We start from the raw sequence: 14,570 nt of genomic DNA, 5'->3' as shown, positions 1-14,570 counted from the left end.
GCCGAGCGCGTTACATCACCGTCATCTGACCGGCATAGAGGATGAAGTAACGCAGCAGCAATATGCCCACCAGACTCAGGCTGCAGATCAGCGCCAACCGGGCAGGCTGGTGCGCCCGCGCCTTAGCACCAAACAGCCCCAGCAACTGGGGTAGCACTATGCCAAGGCCTATCACCCCGAACCAGAACACCTGGGACCAGAAACCGCCGCCAAGCGCCGCCCACATGGCTGCCTCGCGCTGACCACCACCGAAGTAGAGGCCGGTGAAGAAACAGACCAGCAGGAAGATCTCGATGGCGACGATGGGCCGCTCGAACCTGTGCACGAAACTCACCCCCTGGCTGTGGCCATCCTCCCGAAACAGGGTCACCGCCAGCAAGATGGTGGAGGCGATGCCCGAGCTGATGCCGGACACCAGAAACAGTGCAGGCAGGATGGGATTGTTGAGCATGGGGTAGGTCTTGAGGGCCGAGAGCAGGAAGCCGGTGTAGGCCCCGAGCAACACCGCCAGCAGCAACAGCAAGGGGCTGAGCAGCCGTTCGAGCTGCGCCAGCTTGCCAATCAGGGTGTCGATAAAGGCGAACTTGTCCCCTAGCCACTGCCGACGCAGCGCCCCGATCTCGGCCCTGAACACCACGGCCAGCCAGGCGAACAGCACCGCCATATAGACCTGAAACAGCATGACCCCCATCGACATGACGGAGTCGAACTGGTAGTGGAACATCAGCTTCCAGAAGGTCCAGGGACGAGCCAGGTGGAAGATAAGGATCAAGAGCCCCAGGATCACGCTGAGCGGCGCCAGTATGGCGGTGGCCCTGATGATGCCACTCTCGCTGCCGGCCCCCTGGCGCCGCAGCAACACCGACAGGGTGGTCGACCCCGCCGAGATGCCAAGCAGGAACAGGTAGATGGCGATGGGGCCGTCCCACACCAGGGAATCGAAATGAAATGCGTCATGCCACATGGTGTATACCTCCCATCAGACAGAGACCATCAGACCGATGTGCGCTCATGATGCCACCTCCCCTTTGGGCACCCGGTACATCTTGGGCGAGGTGCCGAGGAACCGCTTGTAGCGATAGGTGGTCTCCTGCACCAGCCGCCTGGCGATGGGGCTCTGGGGGTCATCCAGATTGCCGAACACCAGCGCCTTGGTGGGGCATGCCTCCACGCAGGCGGGCTGCTTGCCATTGGCCAGATTGGTCTTGCGGCAAAAATCGCACTTGTCGGCGACGCGGGTCACCGGGTTGATAAAACGCACCTGATAGGGGCAGGCCGCGAGGCAATAGCGACAGCCGACGCAGAGATCGGGATTGATGTCGACTATGCCATCCTCGGCCCGGATATGGGAGGCGCCAGTCGGGCAGACGTGCACGCAGGGGGCATTGTCACAGTGCTGGCAGGATTTGCGAAAGAAGTGGTACGCCTGATCCGGATACTCCCCCACGGGGCCACTGCGCAGGATCTCCAGCCGGGAGACCTCGGGTGGCACCTGATTGACCTCGCGGCAGGCATCCATGCAGGCGGTGCAGCCGATGCAGGCCGTCTCGTCGTGGATCATGCCGTAGCGTACCCCCTCTATGGTCATGCTGTTGGCGAGGGCGCGGGGCGAACCTGTCATCAGGATCAAGGCGCTGGCACTCATCCCCACCATAAACTCGCGACGGGTCGTGCTCATGCGCCCTCCTTGACGGCAGCTGGCGGCTTGGCCTCATGCTGCTTGCTGTGGCAGTCGACGCACAGCTTGATGCGGGACTTTTCGGGAATGCCGACCATGGGCTCCTTGGCCGGGTGCAGCTGGTGGCAACTGGTGCAGCTCACCCGGGTGGCGTGCACGTCGTGGGCCCATAATGCCTTGCGCAGATCGTCCGGCTCATGGCAACTCATGCAGACACCGTTCTGCTGGCTGAGGGGAAACGCCTCGTCACCAAAACGCATCACATCGACCATGCCGCCGCGCTGTTTACGGTGATCGGCCGACGCATTGCCGTGACAGTTGGTGCAGGTGACCGCCTCATTGGTGTTGGGGTTGGTGACGCTGCCGTGCTTGCCGTGCATCCCCTCCTCCCCATCGTGGCACTTGTCGCACTTGGCAAAGCGGGCAGCCGCTTTTCTGGCGGCGGCCTTTTTCTTCTCCGCCTTGGCCTGACGTTCGGCCAGGGTTGACTGATCGGCTGGCGCGGCGGTGGATGAGGCCTGGGTGTGGGTGGTCGGGGTATCGATCACCGGGGCCACCTCGGCCCTGGCAAACTGGGTTGTGCCCAGGCAGAGGCTGCCGAGCAGCAGCCACTTAATGACAGCGTTCATAAAAACTCCGGATCAGGGACACCCGGTGGGTGTCATCTCCCCCAGTGCGCAAAAAAGGAGCGGATAGCAGCGCCTTTGACGGTCATGACCGGGTAGCAGGAGCACACCCCGCCGGCGGGCGGCGAGGTGGCTGCGTCAATGGGAGCGGGTGCGGCGACGGTTACTGCTGGCTTGCGTAATACTCAGCCAGCGCCTTGAGGTCTGCATCGCTCATGGCGATGAGCGGCTTGTTCATCTTCTCGTCGTTGCTGCGCTTGCCGGCCTTGAACTCCTGCAGTGCAGTCAGCAGGTAGCCCTTGGGCTGACCGGCGAGGATGGAGGCTTCATCTTCCGCCACAGAGCCCCCTTCCGAGTGGCACTTCTTGCAACCGGACTCTTCGTGCAGCTTCTGCCCGGCCTTGGCCAGCGCCGCATCGAATGGCTGCTTCATCGGCTGGTAGGGCAGCTCGGCATAATGGGCCGCCAGCTCGTCGATCTGCTCGTCGCTAAGGCCCTTAACTATGTCGGTCATGTTCCCCTGCTTGCTGGTGTCACCGGTGACATGATTAACGGTCTTGGCAGGGCGCCCATCCAGGTAGGTGCGCAACTGCTCGCTGAGGTTGGCCTCTGCCAGCCCGGCGATGGTCGGGATGTCGTTATGGGTGCTGATCCCCTGACTTCCATGACATGAATTACATGTCTCCACCAAGGAATCCATGCTGGCATGTGCGGTGCCAATGGAGCCCAACAGTAACGACAATCCCAGCATTTCCAGTTTCATACTGCGTTTCATTTCTCATCCCTCGTGCAGAAAAGACCTAAAAATCTCAATCGAAACAGACATTTTTTTCTCTCAGCTTACTTTGAGATCCGTTTTTGAGACTTCGGTCAACGCCGGTTAATATATAAACCTTACAATTAAGATGGAAATTATTTATACCGTATTAAGTCCTCGTTTGACCCTTAAGTAGTATGTTTTTGGGAATTTTTTGACTTGGCTCATACATGGAACAATAAGTCCGATAAAAAAGGATAAAACAATGAAATACTGGAAAGTATTGGTGGCTGCAGCAATGGTGTTCGCCCTGTCGTCCTGTGGTGGCGGTGGCGACGGAAACGACAAGACAGATCCACCGCCCCCCCCGCCCGGTACCCCGGACTCGCTGATCATCTCGGCATCCACCCCCCAGTTAAACGAAAGCGGCCAACTCTCGGTGCAGTTCAGCGTCACCGACAAGCAAGGCAAGGGCTATGAGCTGGGAACCACACTCCCCTCCTTCACCCTGACCAAGGTGATCCCCGGCCGTGACGCCGCGCGGCAAGACCCTGTCGTCTGGAAGAGCTTCATCTACAGCACCAAGAACAACCGGCCGACCGGTGAAAACAGCGGCAAGCTGGAACCCCTTGGCAGTGGCCAGTACCGCTACACCTTCTCCTTCAATGCCACCACGGTGCGCGACCCTTATCCGAGCGATTCGCTGGACAACAACGGCTTGATCCGCTGGGATGAGGCAGCGACTCACCGCCTCGGCATCTACTTCGGTGGCAGCAACGACATTCCGGTCACCGACTATGTGCTGGACTGGGTGCCCGCCGGCACGGCGCCACTGCTGACCCGCGACATACTGGAGCAGAAAAGCTGCGACAGCTGCCACATGAAGCAGCCAATCCACCACAGCAACCGCGCCGATCCCAAGCTCTGCGTCACCTGCCACAACGAGAGCGTGCCCGGCAGCGGGCGCGGCGATCTGACCACTCTGGTGCACAAGCTGCACGGCAATCTGGACCCGACCGCCACCAAGCTGGTAAGCCACTTCCCGCAGGATCCGCGCAACTGCGACACCTGCCACAAGGGGGTCACTCCGACCACGCCGAACGCCAACAACTGGCAACATGCCCAGGAGAAACCCTGCGGCGCCTGCCATGCGGACTCCACCACGACGACCGGCTACGTCAGCCACATCAACGGCAAGATCAACAGCGGCACCCTCTGTACCCAGTGCCATGCGGAAGAACCGGGCAACACCAAGTCCCCCAGCAGCGTGCACATGGGCTATCTCGCCAATGAAGCCGCCGGTCGCGACAAGCTGGTGTTCAAGTTTGACGACGTGCGCTATGCCGCACCCAACATAGAGGTCGAGCTGACAGTGACTGCCGATGGCAGCCCGGTCGAGACCATGGACGGGGTGCTCAAGTACATCAAGTACGGCGATCTGGCCAAGGCCCCCTACATCCTGGTCAACTGGGATCAGGGCAGCGGCTACGAGCTGGCCTACACCAACCCGCAAACCTTCGTCACCGGCAACAAGATTGACTTCACCAAGTGCGAGAGCCAGGGTGGCGGCAGCTTCCTGTGCCGCAAAGAGGTGGGCAACGAGGTCACCGGCACCCTGGCGGCCACGGTCGCCGAGTTGCAGGTGTGCGTGGCCCGCAAGGCGGATCGCAACGGTGCCTTCGCGGCCGGGGATCTGCTCCCCTGCAGCAGCACCGCCAGCGCCCTCTCCTACGTGGCCATCAACCCGGCCAAGGCCTACTTCCGGGTCGAAGGCGGGGTCGACGGCAGCTATGTGCTCAAGGCGGGCGCGGATCTGACCTCCTGCAACGGTTGTCACAAGGATCTGGCCATCCACACCAAGGGGAACGCGGGCTCGGCCCACGCCTCCAAGGACTTTGCCCAGTGCACCAGCTGTCACAACGCCACCCGCAGTTCCTTCTACGCGGGCGTGCCGGGTGATCTCAAGTACCACGTCCACTCCTTCCACGCCTACGGTTCCCACCGCAGCGGGGATGCCACCTTCCCGGGCAAGCTGAACAACTGCGAGTCCTGCCACACCAAGGCGCAATACAACCTGCCCAACCAGCAAAACGAGCGCCCCTCCCTGGTGAGCACCACGGCAGACAACAAGCAACCCAAGTTCTTCAGCCCGACCCTGGTGGTCTGTGCCAGTTGCCACCTCAAGTCGCCGCTGGGTCTGGTCAAGCCGGACAACCCGGCCGCCGGGGACGAATGGGCCACCCACATGAAGAACAACGGCGCCATCTTTGGTGCAGACACGATAGAAGCCGCCACCGGGGTTGAACAGTGCGCGTCTTGCCATGCCGTCGGGCAGGAGCAGGGCGTCGACAAGGTTCACAAGGTGTATGACTTCCGTTGAGACCACCAGGCCAGGGGACTTGCCCCTGGCCCTTTGCCGTTGAAGGACACGATATGAAAATAACCACCCCGCAGTGGCTCCTGGCGGGTTTGCTGGCACTCAGTTGCCTGCCTGTCTGGGCCAAGAGTGATGCCCAGCCGGCAACGGCCGATGCCGATCCGCGCCTGCAGGTCGAGGCCACCCTAGACCAGAAATTCGATCAGGGAAAATACTCCCCCAAGGGCGCCGATACCTGCCTCAAGTGTCACGACGCCGACTCGCGCAAGCCCGCCACCGGCATCTTCCACAATGTGCACGGCAACCTTAGCAACCAGAATGGCCCCATGGCGGACAAGCAGTGCGAAGCCTGCCACGGCCCCGCCGGCAACCACCCGCGCAACCCCCGCAAGGGGCAGCAGCGGGAACCCATGATCACCTTCGGCCCCGACTCGCCGGTCCCGGTGGAGAAGCAGAACAGCGTCTGCCTCTCCTGCCATACCGACGCCAAGCGGATGGGCTGGCATGCCAGCGCCCACGCGGTGGAGGATCTCTCCTGCACCAGCTGCCACAGCCTGCACCAGGCCAAGGATCCTGTGATGGACAGCAAGAAGCAGGTGGAGACCTGTACCAGCTGCCACGCCCAGCAGAAGGCCGATCTGCACAAGCGCACCAGCCACCCCATCCTCAATGGAGAACTGCCCTGCTCCAGCTGCCACAACCCGCACCAGTCGCAGAACGAGGCCAGCCTGAAGCAGCCCAGCCTCAACGAGAGCTGCTACGAGTGCCACGCCGAGAAACGGGGCCCCTTCCTGTGGGAACACGAGCCGGTGACCGAGGATTGCTCCCTCTGCCACAGCCCGCACGGCTCCATCAACCAGGCGCTGCTCAACAAGCGGGTACCGCAACTGTGTCAGGAGTGCCACAGCGTGCCCCATGCCAACGTCTCCATCCCCGAGGGGGATCTCAAGGTGCGTGGCGGCAGTTGCCTGAATTGTCATAACCAGATCCACGGGACCAACCACCCCAATGGTCAATCCCTGCGACGCTGAGGAGAGAAGTCATGAAATATTCAACACTTTGGCTCTCCCTGCTGGCGGTCTGTTCGGCCCAGGCGGCCGAGCAGCCGCTGGCAATCGGGGATTACTCCCTGCAGCAGGCCAAGCCGGCCAAGACCGAGCGCTGGAGTTGCAAGTCATGCGAGCGCGACGAAGGCTGGTTTGGCGAGGTGGGGCTGGGGGCCGGCTATGCCAACGATGACGGCGCCACCCGCTTTCGCAACTGGGTGCCCAGCCAGCAGGACAGCGGCATGCTCGGCATCTTCAACGCCGATCTGCAATATCGGGGAGAAGGCTCCCGCTACGGCTCCCTCGAGGCGAAAAACCTCGGCATGGAGCGCTTCAGCCTGGCGCTGGAGCAGGGCCACTATGATGGGGTCCGTGCCAGGCTGGGCTACTCGGAGTCCCCCTTCTACTGGAATTCCCATGGCCGCAGCGTCTATCAGCCGGGAGAGAGCCAGCTGACCCAGGGCCAGCTGGCCGAGTTCGACAAGGAGGTGATGCGCAAGAAGCTGACCGCCGGGCTCGCCTATACGCCCAAGAGCCCGTGGCGCCCCTATGCCGATTTTTCTCATGAGAAAAAAGAGGCCACCCTCGCCTACTACCAGCCGACCGTACCCGGGGTCGGCGGCGTGCCCGGCCTCCTGCCCAAGCCCGTCGACGGCACCTCGACCACCCTGGTCAAGAGTGGTGTCAGTTATCTGGGCAAGGGCTGGCTGGTCGATCTCGCCTACAACGGCTCCCTCTACCGCACCGATGACACGGCCCTCTATTACGGCAGCGTCACCGACCCTTACGCCAACGAGCGCGCCTATGAGCCGGACAACAACTTCCACCAGCTGAGCCTCTCCGGCCAGTACAACTGGGACAGGCAGAGCCTGACCGGCCGCGTGCTCAGCAGCCAGGCCAGCTCCAACGGCAGCCTGACTGCCTTTCGCAATGCCCCCGTCGCCCAGGATGACTTCCACGGCGAGGTAAGCACCCTGCAGGCCGACGCCAAGTGGGTGGGCCGCTTTGGCCGGGATCTCACCCTGCGCGCCGGCGGCGAGTATCGGGATCGCAAGGACAAGTCGGACGAATACGCCGTGGTCGGCAAGCAGCGCAGCAAGAGCGATCGCACCCGCAGCAAGGCGGATCTGGAGGCCGACTACCGGCTCAGTCGCGCGGTCAAGCTCACCACCGGCTACCAGTACAAGGCCGATCAGCGGGAGCAGGCCGACCGGCGGGACACCGACGAGCACACCCTGTTCCTCAAGGGGCGCTATCGCCCGGCCGGGGCGCTGCAACTGGGCGGCAAGCTCGCCTGGAGCACCCGCAACGGCTCTGACTGGCGCCATGACAGCGACGGTGGCAACGGCAGTCCGACCCTGCGCCAGTTCTATCTGGCGGACAGGGACAGGGTGGAGCTCAGAACCGATCTCGGCTACCAGTTCAGCGAGGGGCTGGATGCCAGCCTGGAAGGCTGGTGGGCCAAGGATGATTACAAGGAGCCGGACATAGGGCGCAGCGAGGGCAAGGACTATGGCCTCGACCTCACCCTCAACCAGCAGTTTGACGACAATCTGAGCGGCCACCTGTTCAGCAACCTGCAGTGGATAAGCTCAGCCCAGAACCATGCCTACACAGGCGCGCCGGACTGGGATCCCTACAGCACGGCGGTGCGCGACGAGATCACCACCCTGGGGCTGGGACTGACCCAGAAGAAGGCGTTTGACCGGGATCTCGAGCTGGGGTTCGACTACAGCTTCGCCTATGGCCGCGGCAAGACGGACGCCAGCAAGGGCTATGACTACCCGGATCTGACCAGCAAGCAGCACAGGCTGGAAGGCTATGCCCTCTATCAGCTCACCAAGCAGCACTCGCTGCGCTGGGATGTGCGCTACGAATACTTCCAGGATGTGGATTACCTCTACACAGGCGAAGAGCGCAACCTCGGCAACCTGAATCAGGACTACAACGGCTACTTCACCGCCGTCTCCTGGCTCTACAAGTTCTGACCGCTATGCAACAAACCAAAGGGGAGCCTGGCTCCCCTTTTTCTTGCCTGATAAAGGGCCCCATACTCGCCACCCCGGCCTGAGGCTCGCTGATCTGGCCATGGCGCTTGCGGGCTCAAGCCTCCCGTGGCCATCAAGATGCTTTGGGGTATTCGGGATGCTCGGGATACTCGGGATACTCGGGATACTCGGGATGCTCGGGATGCTCGGGATGCTCGGGATGCTCGGGATGCTCGGGATGCTCGGGATGCTCGGGATGCTCGGGATGCTCGGGATGCTCGGGATGCTCGGGATGCTCGGGATGCTCGGGATGCTCGGGAGGATGACCCCGACAGCCACCTGATATGGCAACCTCTTTGCGCGCAATGCGCCTCATCCTGGCACCACGCCCGATGATTCGGGTAATGAGGGGCGCGTTGTTTCACCCGCTACCCGCGTTGTGTGAGCCCCATCACCACGCCCACGACTTATATAGAGGAACATGAGCACCGAGTCGGGACAGCTGTCTCGCCAACCATTTCAACAAGTTGAGGTTCCTATGCCTGACAACAATACCATCGCCCATCCCCTCGATGCCAAGAGCATCAACGTCAACGACCCCTATGAGATGAAGCTGTGGATCAAGACGTTCGAGTGCACCGAAGTCCAGCTGAAAAGAGCGGTGAAAGCCGTCGGCACCTCGGGCAAGGCCATCAGAAAGCACCTCAAAAAATAGAGGCCCGGATAAACATCACCTGACAACAAGCCCCACCCGCGGGGCTTTTGCATTCAAAGAGATGGCTGAAACACCCGGCTGCGCCCAGACCGACATCGCTAACCTCTTCGGGCTAGTGCTGCAGCGGATGAACCTGGTGGAGCAACAACATCCATTTCCCACCGACATGCCACATGAAGGGGCACAAGCAGGCCAATGAAGATTGCCCCCATCAGCCACCCACAATGGCGCAGCCGGTGTCAGTGCGAGCAGATCCAGGAAGTCGCCACCACATACCCTCTCCATCTATCCGTTTGCTCACATACCCCGTCAGACTTCTTCCGGCATGACCATACGCATAGGGCGAGTCCCTATCTTGGCCCCTGTGACCTCATCCACCGCGATGGCTTTGATTTCTGTGCCCGTTTCAGCATCGAGGAAACGAACCAGCTTGCCACCGCCCCTGTGCTGGCGTCCCCACGCGCCAATCATGAAGAGCACCGGCATAAAGTCGCGACCGGCAGCGGTCAGCAGATATTCCTCTCGTGGCGGATGCTCCGAGTAGCGCCGCTTCTCTAGCAGCCCCTCCTCCGTCAGTGTCGCCAGCCGGCGGGTCAGCATAGTCGGGGCAATACCCAGACTTTTTCTGAATTGGTCAAAGCGGGTAAGGCCCGCATGGGCATCCCGCAGGATCAATATGCTCCATGAATCACCCGCGACAGCCAAGCTGCGCGCGATCGGGCAGGAGAGATTGCAATTATTTTCCATGTTCATACTGTTTTGATAGTGACTTGTTGGTGAATCGATCGTATCGTTAGTACTAATTTGATACTAACACTTTGACTATGTGCAATCCACCCGGCACTGAGGTTTCATTGATGAGCACGAACGACAGAAGCATCGCCCCGGCAACCGGAGCATCTTCAGGTACCGACGCAGCGACTGCGGTACCACAGATAGGCAATGTGGCATGGAAAGATGTACCGACCCGCACGATTGACGTTGGCGGGGTACCTTTCGCCTACCGGGCCCTCGGTCCCGACTCCGGCGTACCGGTGATCTTTCTGCACCACCTGATGGCCGTGCTCGACGACTGGGATCCCCGCGTCATCGACGGCATCGCCGCACAGCGTCGGGTTATCGCCTTTGACAATCGCGGTGTGGGTGCCTCGGGGGGAGTGGTGCCGCAGACTATCGAGGAAATGGGGCGCGATGCCATCGCCTTCATCCGTGCCTTGGGACTTCGCAGCGTCGATCTGCTCGGATTCTCATTGGGCGGTGGCGTAGCCCAGATGGTGGCCTTGCAGGCTCCTGACCTGGTGCGTCGGATTGTCCTGGCTGGCACTGGACCACGGGGGGGCGGCGGTATCGATGGGATCACCAGCATTGCCGTCATCGCTTACCTCAAAGCGGCGCTCACGCTGAGCGATCCGAGGAATTTCTTGTTTTTCCCCCGCACGCCGGATGGCAAGCGCGCTGCGAAAGCGTATTTCTCCAGGCTGAAGGAGCGCACTCATAACCGTGACAAACCCATTTCCCTGCAGGCCAGACAGGCACAACTCAAGGCCATCAGAACTGCAGGATTGAGTGGGCCAGATGACCTATCTGTGATCACACAACCGGTGTTCGTCGCCAACGGTGACCGTGATCTGATGGTCGACAGCCGCCATTCGGCCGACATGGCTCGCCGTCTGCCGAATGCCAAGCTGACTATCTACCCGAATGCCGGGCATGGGGGCATCTTCCAGCACTACCAAGCCTTTGTGCCAGCTGTGCTGGATTTTCTGACTGACTCCAGTGATCCGATATGAATGAAAGGCCAAAGATGAAAAGCCAAACAATGAAAGCACTCACCTTCAAACGCTATGGCAAGTCGCCCGACATCGGGCTCACCGACCTGCCCCGTCCCACGCTTAGGCCCGACGAGCTACTCGTTGAGGTCCACGCTGCGGCCGTGAACCCGATCGACAATATGATCCTGACCGGGATATTCAAACCAATACTGGATTTCCAATTTCCGGCCACTGTAGGGAGCGATCTGGCCGGAGTGGTGACTGAGGTCGGCAGCCGCGTAACGCGCTTCAAGCCAGGCGATGCCATCTTCGCAAACATCTTCGACCTGGGTACGGGGTCGATCGCTGAGTTCGCGGTGGTGCCGGAAAGCGCAGCCGCATTGAAACCGGCCAATCTGGACTTCGTGCAGGCGGCATCTATCCCCATGGTCGGGCTCACCTCGTGGCAAGCGCTGAAGGAGCGAGCACATCTTCGGGCTGGCCAGAAGGTATTCATTCCCGCGGGAGCTGGCGGCATCGGCACGTTCGCTATCCAGCTGGCAAAACACCTTGGCGCCAAGGTGGGCACCACCACCAGCACGGGCAACGTGGCACTGGTGCGCAGCCTGGGCGCCGACGAAGTGGTCGACTACAAGAAACAAGAATTCGAGAACGTGCTGCGCGGTTACGACGCCGTACTCGGCACCATCAGGGGGGATGCGCTAGAGAAGTCCATTGGCATCCTCACGCCGGGGAGCAAGATCGTCTCGCTCGTTGGGCCGCTGAACGCCGCGTTCGCGCGTGATCGACGGCTGAACATAGTGCTGACCTGCCTGTTCCGGTTGATGAGCCGCAAGATCATGCGCCTTGCGAAGAAGCGGGACGTTACTTACTCCTTTCTCTTTGCGCGCCCAGATGGTGCTCAACTTGCCGAAATCGGCAAACTCCTCGAGCAGGGACATATCCGACCCGTGATCGACAGGGTGTTCCCGTTCGAGCAGGCAAAAGAGGCGCTGGCCTATCTGGCCCAAGGCCATGCCAAGGGTAAAGTCGTCATCAAAATGACGTAAAAAACCAACTGAATATCAAGACGTTAATCACCTGATTGATAGAGGAATACCATGAACTCATCTCGAAAAGTCGCGGTTGTCACCGGTGCGTCATCCGGTATTGGCGCCATCTACGCGGATCGTTTTGCCCAACGTGGCTATGACCTATTGCTCGTCGCACGGCGCGGTGACCGCTTGCAGCGTCTCGCGGCTCAGCTTGAGCAGACATACCGCATCAAGGCTGACACCCTGGTGGCCGATCTTGAGAAAGAAACCGACCTCGCGGCCCTGGAAAGCATCCTCGCGGGTCATTCCGCCATCAATGTACTGGTGAACAACGCCGGTATTGCCAAGCTGGGCCAAGTTGCCGACGCACAGCTGAAAGACTCACTGGCGCAGATCGCATTGAACATCACTGCACTGACGCGCCTGACGCAGGCCGTGCTGCCGGCGTTCAAGGCACGCAACGAGGGGGTCATTATCAACATTGCCTCGGCATTGGCACTTCATGCGTTGCCGGTCAGCGCCGTCTACAGTGGCACCAAGGGCTTTGTTCTCAACTTCAGCCGGGGTCTGCAGCAAGAACTGGTCAATACCAATATCAGGGTTCAAGTGGTGCTACCCGCGGCCACAGCCACCGATCTCTGGGATATTTCCGGGGTACCACTGGCAGCATTGCCGCAAGAAACTGTGATGTCTGCCGAGCATCTTGTCGACGCCGCCCTGGCCGGTTTCGACCAAGGCGAGTCGGTCACATTGCCGTCGCTGGCAGACACAGGCCTGTGGGAGCGATTCGACACTGCGCGCGCCGAACTGTTTGACGCGATGCAGACCAGTCAGCCTGCACCCAGGCTCCTTGCCCTCTGACCATGGCCGGGAAAGGCATCCTTGTTGCCATGCAACCCGATCCAGACTAGATAACCTGTCTCTGAAGAACCGCTTCGTTCTAGCACCGCTGACGTACCGCCGCGCCATTGGGCACCCGGTCAACCGCCGCAATGAAATGATGACCCGCATGCGCGGCTTTGAGGACTACGCCGAGGAGCAAGGCCATGTGGGGGTCTTCTTTACCTGGACAGCCCCGAGCAAATTTCACTCCTGGACACAGCAGCGCAACGGCCAGGCCATTGAGAACAAACGGTATGCAGGTGCCACCCCGCGTGAAACCTGCGTCTACCTGGCCAAACTGTGGAGCCTGACCCGAGCCGCCCTCAAGCGGAGCAATACCCCCGTCTATGGCTTTCGGGTCTGCGAACCGCACCATGACGGGACACCGCACTGGCACCTGCTGTTGTTTATGCGCCCGACCGATAAGTGGCGGGTGATCAGCACCCTGCAGCATTACGCCCTGAGCCATGACCATCAGGAGCTGGAGCGCAACAACCAGGGGATTGTAGTGGTCAACTAAATCCGGACACACAGTTAAGCCGTTTTTCGGCTTCTGCTGGCGGTATCCCATCATTGTGTTGATGCGGGCGCCGCCAGTTGTAATATTTCATTAGGTAGTTGCTGACATCCCGCTTCGCTTCCCGCAGGCTCATGTACCCCGTGGTCGGAAACCATTCAGTCTTGAGGCTCCTGAACAGCCGCTCCATCGGCGCGTTATCCCAGCAGTTGCCACGCCGACTCATGCTCTGGGTCATGCGATAGCGCCACAGCCGTTGCTGAAATACCCGACTGCCGTATTGGATCCCCTGATCGGAGTGAAACAGCACACCGGACGGACAACCTCGCTGCTAATACGCCATCTCGAGCGCTTTCACGACCAAGTCAACATCAGGTCTGTCAGACATTGACCAGCCCACGACCCGCCGGGTATGGAGGTCGAGCACCGCCGCCAGGTAATGCCAACGACCACCGGCCCACACGTAAGTGATATCGCCACACCTAGTTGGGCTACGGGGCAGCAAATTCATACGCCAGCAGATTCGGGATGTCTGGTCGTTCAGCCCGGGCGACCTTGTAGGTATGAGAGCCAGGTTGCTTGGACGGCCAGTCCCGCTTCCTTCATCAGTCGACTCACCTTGAACCGGCCAATCTGATGCCCCAACTCCCGCATCATCGACATTAAGGCCCGGCTGCCAGCTGAGCCTCTGCTCTCGTTGAACAGACGCCGTAACTCACTTCTCTGCTGCACCCGTTCACGGTCAATTGTACGCCTGCGAGCCAGATAGTCGTAAAAGCAGGAGGTTGGTATACCGAAAGCGCAACAGGCCAGGGTGATAGAGGCTTGCTCCCTTAATCGGTCTATCAGCGCGTACGTTCGAGTGCGTCCGCCATCAAGAGAGCAGTAGATTTTTTAGAATGACCTTTTCGCGTTCAAGCCGGTTGGTGCGGGCTTCCAGCTCCTGGATTTTCTGTTGCTCTGGGATCAGAGCCTTGCTGATAGGGGTTGTGCCAGTTCATTCTGATTGAAGTTGCTGAACCCATCGACGCAGCACTGTTGTGCCGACATCCAGTGAACGGCTGGCTTCGGGGACGAAATAGCCTTGGTCGAGCACTAGGCATGCGGCTTCCAGCTTGAACTCGGCAGTGAATGAGCGACGTAATCTTGTCATTGAACACCTCTAGTCATGGTGACGA

General features: G+C 60.5%; 13 protein-coding genes and 2 pseudogenes. 9 read left to right on the top strand and 6 right to left on the bottom strand.

Features of this window, described 5'->3' with window-relative positions; all coding sequences use genetic code 11:
• Positions 1-10: 10 nt before the first annotated feature.
• The 4 genes from nrfD to pdsA all read right to left on the bottom strand — a co-directional run bounded on the left by nrfD (position 11) and on the right by pdsA (position 3,079).
• Positions 11-964, bottom strand: coding sequence for a cytochrome c nitrite reductase subunit NrfD (gene nrfD / locus ACM3N8_RS10925; RefSeq protein WP_339014714.1), 954 nt, complete (start codon positions 962-964; stop codon positions 11-13).
• Positions 965-1,009: 45 nt separating this feature from the next.
• Positions 1,010-1,678, bottom strand: coding sequence for a 4Fe-4S dicluster domain-containing protein (locus ACM3N8_RS10920; protein ID WP_416016095.1), 669 nt, complete (start codon positions 1,676-1,678; stop codon positions 1,010-1,012).
• The gene (nrfB, locus tag ACM3N8_RS10915; protein ID WP_416016094.1) at positions 1,675-2,307 is read right to left on the bottom strand and encodes a cytochrome c nitrite reductase pentaheme subunit; all 633 of its coding nucleotides are present in this window, start codon (positions 2,305-2,307) and stop codon (positions 1,675-1,677) included. The genes ACM3N8_RS10920 and nrfB overlap by 4 nt, the downstream gene beginning before the upstream one ends.
• Positions 2,308-2,467: 160 nt before the next feature.
• Positions 2,468-3,079 carry a periplasmic diheme shuttle PdsA gene (gene pdsA, locus ACM3N8_RS10910; protein WP_416016093.1) on the bottom strand — a complete coding sequence of 204 codons (612 nt, stop codon included), beginning with the start codon at positions 3,077-3,079 and terminating at the stop codon, positions 2,468-2,470.
• Positions 3,080-3,326: 247 nt separating this feature from the next.
• Between pdsA and ACM3N8_RS10905 the strand changes: the two genes are divergently transcribed.
• The 5 genes from ACM3N8_RS10905 (at position 3,327) to ACM3N8_RS10885 (ending at position 9,187) form a co-directional block, all read left to right on the top strand.
• Entirely contained in the window at positions 3,327-5,441 is a 2,115-nt protein-coding gene (locus ACM3N8_RS10905; protein WP_416016092.1) for an OmcA/MtrC family decaheme c-type cytochrome, read from the top strand.
• Positions 5,442-5,494: 53 nt separating this feature from the next.
• On the top strand, positions 5,495-6,469 hold the full coding sequence (locus ACM3N8_RS10900; protein ID WP_416016091.1) for a DmsE family decaheme c-type cytochrome: 975 nt from the start codon (positions 5,495-5,497) through the stop codon (positions 6,467-6,469).
• Between the two features lie 11 nt (positions 6,470-6,480).
• Positions 6,481-8,472: an MtrB/PioB family decaheme-associated outer membrane protein gene (locus ACM3N8_RS10895; RefSeq protein ID WP_416016090.1), complete on the top strand. Its 1,992-nt coding sequence runs from the start codon at positions 6,481-6,483 to the stop codon at positions 8,470-8,472.
• Between the two features lie 157 nt (positions 8,473-8,629).
• A complete protein-coding gene (locus tag ACM3N8_RS10890; protein ID WP_416016089.1) occupies positions 8,630-8,815 on the top strand; it encodes a hypothetical protein in 186 nt (61 codons plus the stop codon).
• Between the two features lie 195 nt (positions 8,816-9,010).
• The gene (locus tag ACM3N8_RS10885) at positions 9,011-9,187 is read left to right on the top strand and encodes a DUF3606 domain-containing protein (RefSeq protein WP_080741165.1); all 177 of its coding nucleotides are present in this window, start codon (positions 9,011-9,013) and stop codon (positions 9,185-9,187) included.
• A gap of 309 nt (positions 9,188-9,496) precedes the next feature.
• Here ACM3N8_RS10885 and ACM3N8_RS10880 read toward each other — a convergent pair whose 3' ends face one another.
• Entirely contained in the window at positions 9,497-9,940 is a 444-nt protein-coding gene (locus ACM3N8_RS10880) for a winged helix-turn-helix transcriptional regulator (protein WP_290019552.1), read from the bottom strand.
• Between the two features lie 104 nt (positions 9,941-10,044).
• Here ACM3N8_RS10880 and ACM3N8_RS10875 point away from each other — a divergent pair, with 104 nt between their 5' ends.
• From ACM3N8_RS10875 to ACM3N8_RS10860, 4 genes and pseudogenes are all read left to right on the top strand, one after another.
• On the top strand, positions 10,045-10,977 hold the full coding sequence (locus ACM3N8_RS10875; protein WP_416016088.1) for an alpha/beta fold hydrolase: 933 nt from the start codon (positions 10,045-10,047) through the stop codon (positions 10,975-10,977).
• Between the two features lie 14 nt (positions 10,978-10,991).
• A complete protein-coding gene (locus tag ACM3N8_RS10870; RefSeq protein ID WP_416016087.1) occupies positions 10,992-12,008 on the top strand; it encodes an NADP-dependent oxidoreductase in 1,017 nt (338 codons plus the stop codon).
• Positions 12,009-12,059: 51 nt separating this feature from the next.
• Positions 12,060-12,854 (top strand): SDR family NAD(P)-dependent oxidoreductase, encoded by a 795-nt coding sequence (locus tag ACM3N8_RS10865; RefSeq protein ID WP_416016086.1) that lies wholly within the window; start codon positions 12,060-12,062, stop codon positions 12,852-12,854.
• Positions 12,855-12,960: 106 nt separating this feature from the next.
• Positions 12,961-13,377 (top strand): annotated as a pseudogene (locus ACM3N8_RS10860) (replication endonuclease); the annotation flags it as partial.
• 10 nt (positions 13,378-13,387) lie between these two features.
• Here the strand turns inward: ACM3N8_RS10860 and ACM3N8_RS10855 are convergent.
• Positions 13,388-14,545, bottom strand: a pseudogene (locus ACM3N8_RS10855) (IS3 family transposase).
• Between the last annotated feature and the right edge of the window lie 25 nt (positions 14,546-14,570).

Source organism: Aeromonas sp. A04, assembly GCF_047780465.1.
GTDB lineage: Bacteria > Pseudomonadota > Gammaproteobacteria > Enterobacterales > Aeromonadaceae > Aeromonas > Aeromonas bestiarum.
The sequence above is the reverse complement of the archived record's forward strand: the minus strand, read 5'-3'. Positions and strand labels throughout refer to the sequence as shown.

Coding starts and splice junctions, on each gene's coding strand:
- ACM3N8_RS10900 (WP_416016091.1), top strand. CDS start 5,495: ATGAAAATAACCACCCCGCAGTGGCTCCTGGCGGGTTTGCTGGCACTC.
- ACM3N8_RS10905 (WP_416016092.1), top strand. CDS start 3,327: ATGAAATACTGGAAAGTATTGGTGGCTGCAGCAATGGTGTTCGCCCTG.
- ACM3N8_RS10880 (WP_290019552.1), bottom strand. CDS start 9,940: ATGAACATGGAAAATAATTGCAATCTCTCCTGCCCGATCGCGCGCAGC.
- ACM3N8_RS10865 (WP_416016086.1), top strand. CDS start 12,060: ATGAACTCATCTCGAAAAGTCGCGGTTGTCACCGGTGCGTCATCCGGT.
- ACM3N8_RS10895 (WP_416016090.1), top strand. CDS start 6,481: ATGAAATATTCAACACTTTGGCTCTCCCTGCTGGCGGTCTGTTCGGCC.
- nrfB (WP_416016094.1), bottom strand. CDS start 2,307: ATGAACGCTGTCATTAAGTGGCTGCTGCTCGGCAGCCTCTGCCTGGGC.
- pdsA (WP_416016093.1), bottom strand. CDS start 3,079: ATGAAACGCAGTATGAAACTGGAAATGCTGGGATTGTCGTTACTGTTG.
- ACM3N8_RS10890 (WP_416016089.1), top strand. CDS start 8,630: ATGCTCGGGATACTCGGGATACTCGGGATACTCGGGATGCTCGGGATG.
- nrfD (WP_339014714.1), bottom strand. CDS start 964: ATGTGGCATGACGCATTTCATTTCGATTCCCTGGTGTGGGACGGCCCC.
- ACM3N8_RS10870 (WP_416016087.1), top strand. CDS start 10,992: ATGAAAAGCCAAACAATGAAAGCACTCACCTTCAAACGCTATGGCAAG.
- ACM3N8_RS10875 (WP_416016088.1), top strand. CDS start 10,045: ATGAGCACGAACGACAGAAGCATCGCCCCGGCAACCGGAGCATCTTCA.
- ACM3N8_RS10920 (WP_416016095.1), bottom strand. CDS start 1,678: ATGAGCACGACCCGTCGCGAGTTTATGGTGGGGATGAGTGCCAGCGCC.
- ACM3N8_RS10885 (WP_080741165.1), top strand. CDS start 9,011: ATGCCTGACAACAATACCATCGCCCATCCCCTCGATGCCAAGAGCATC.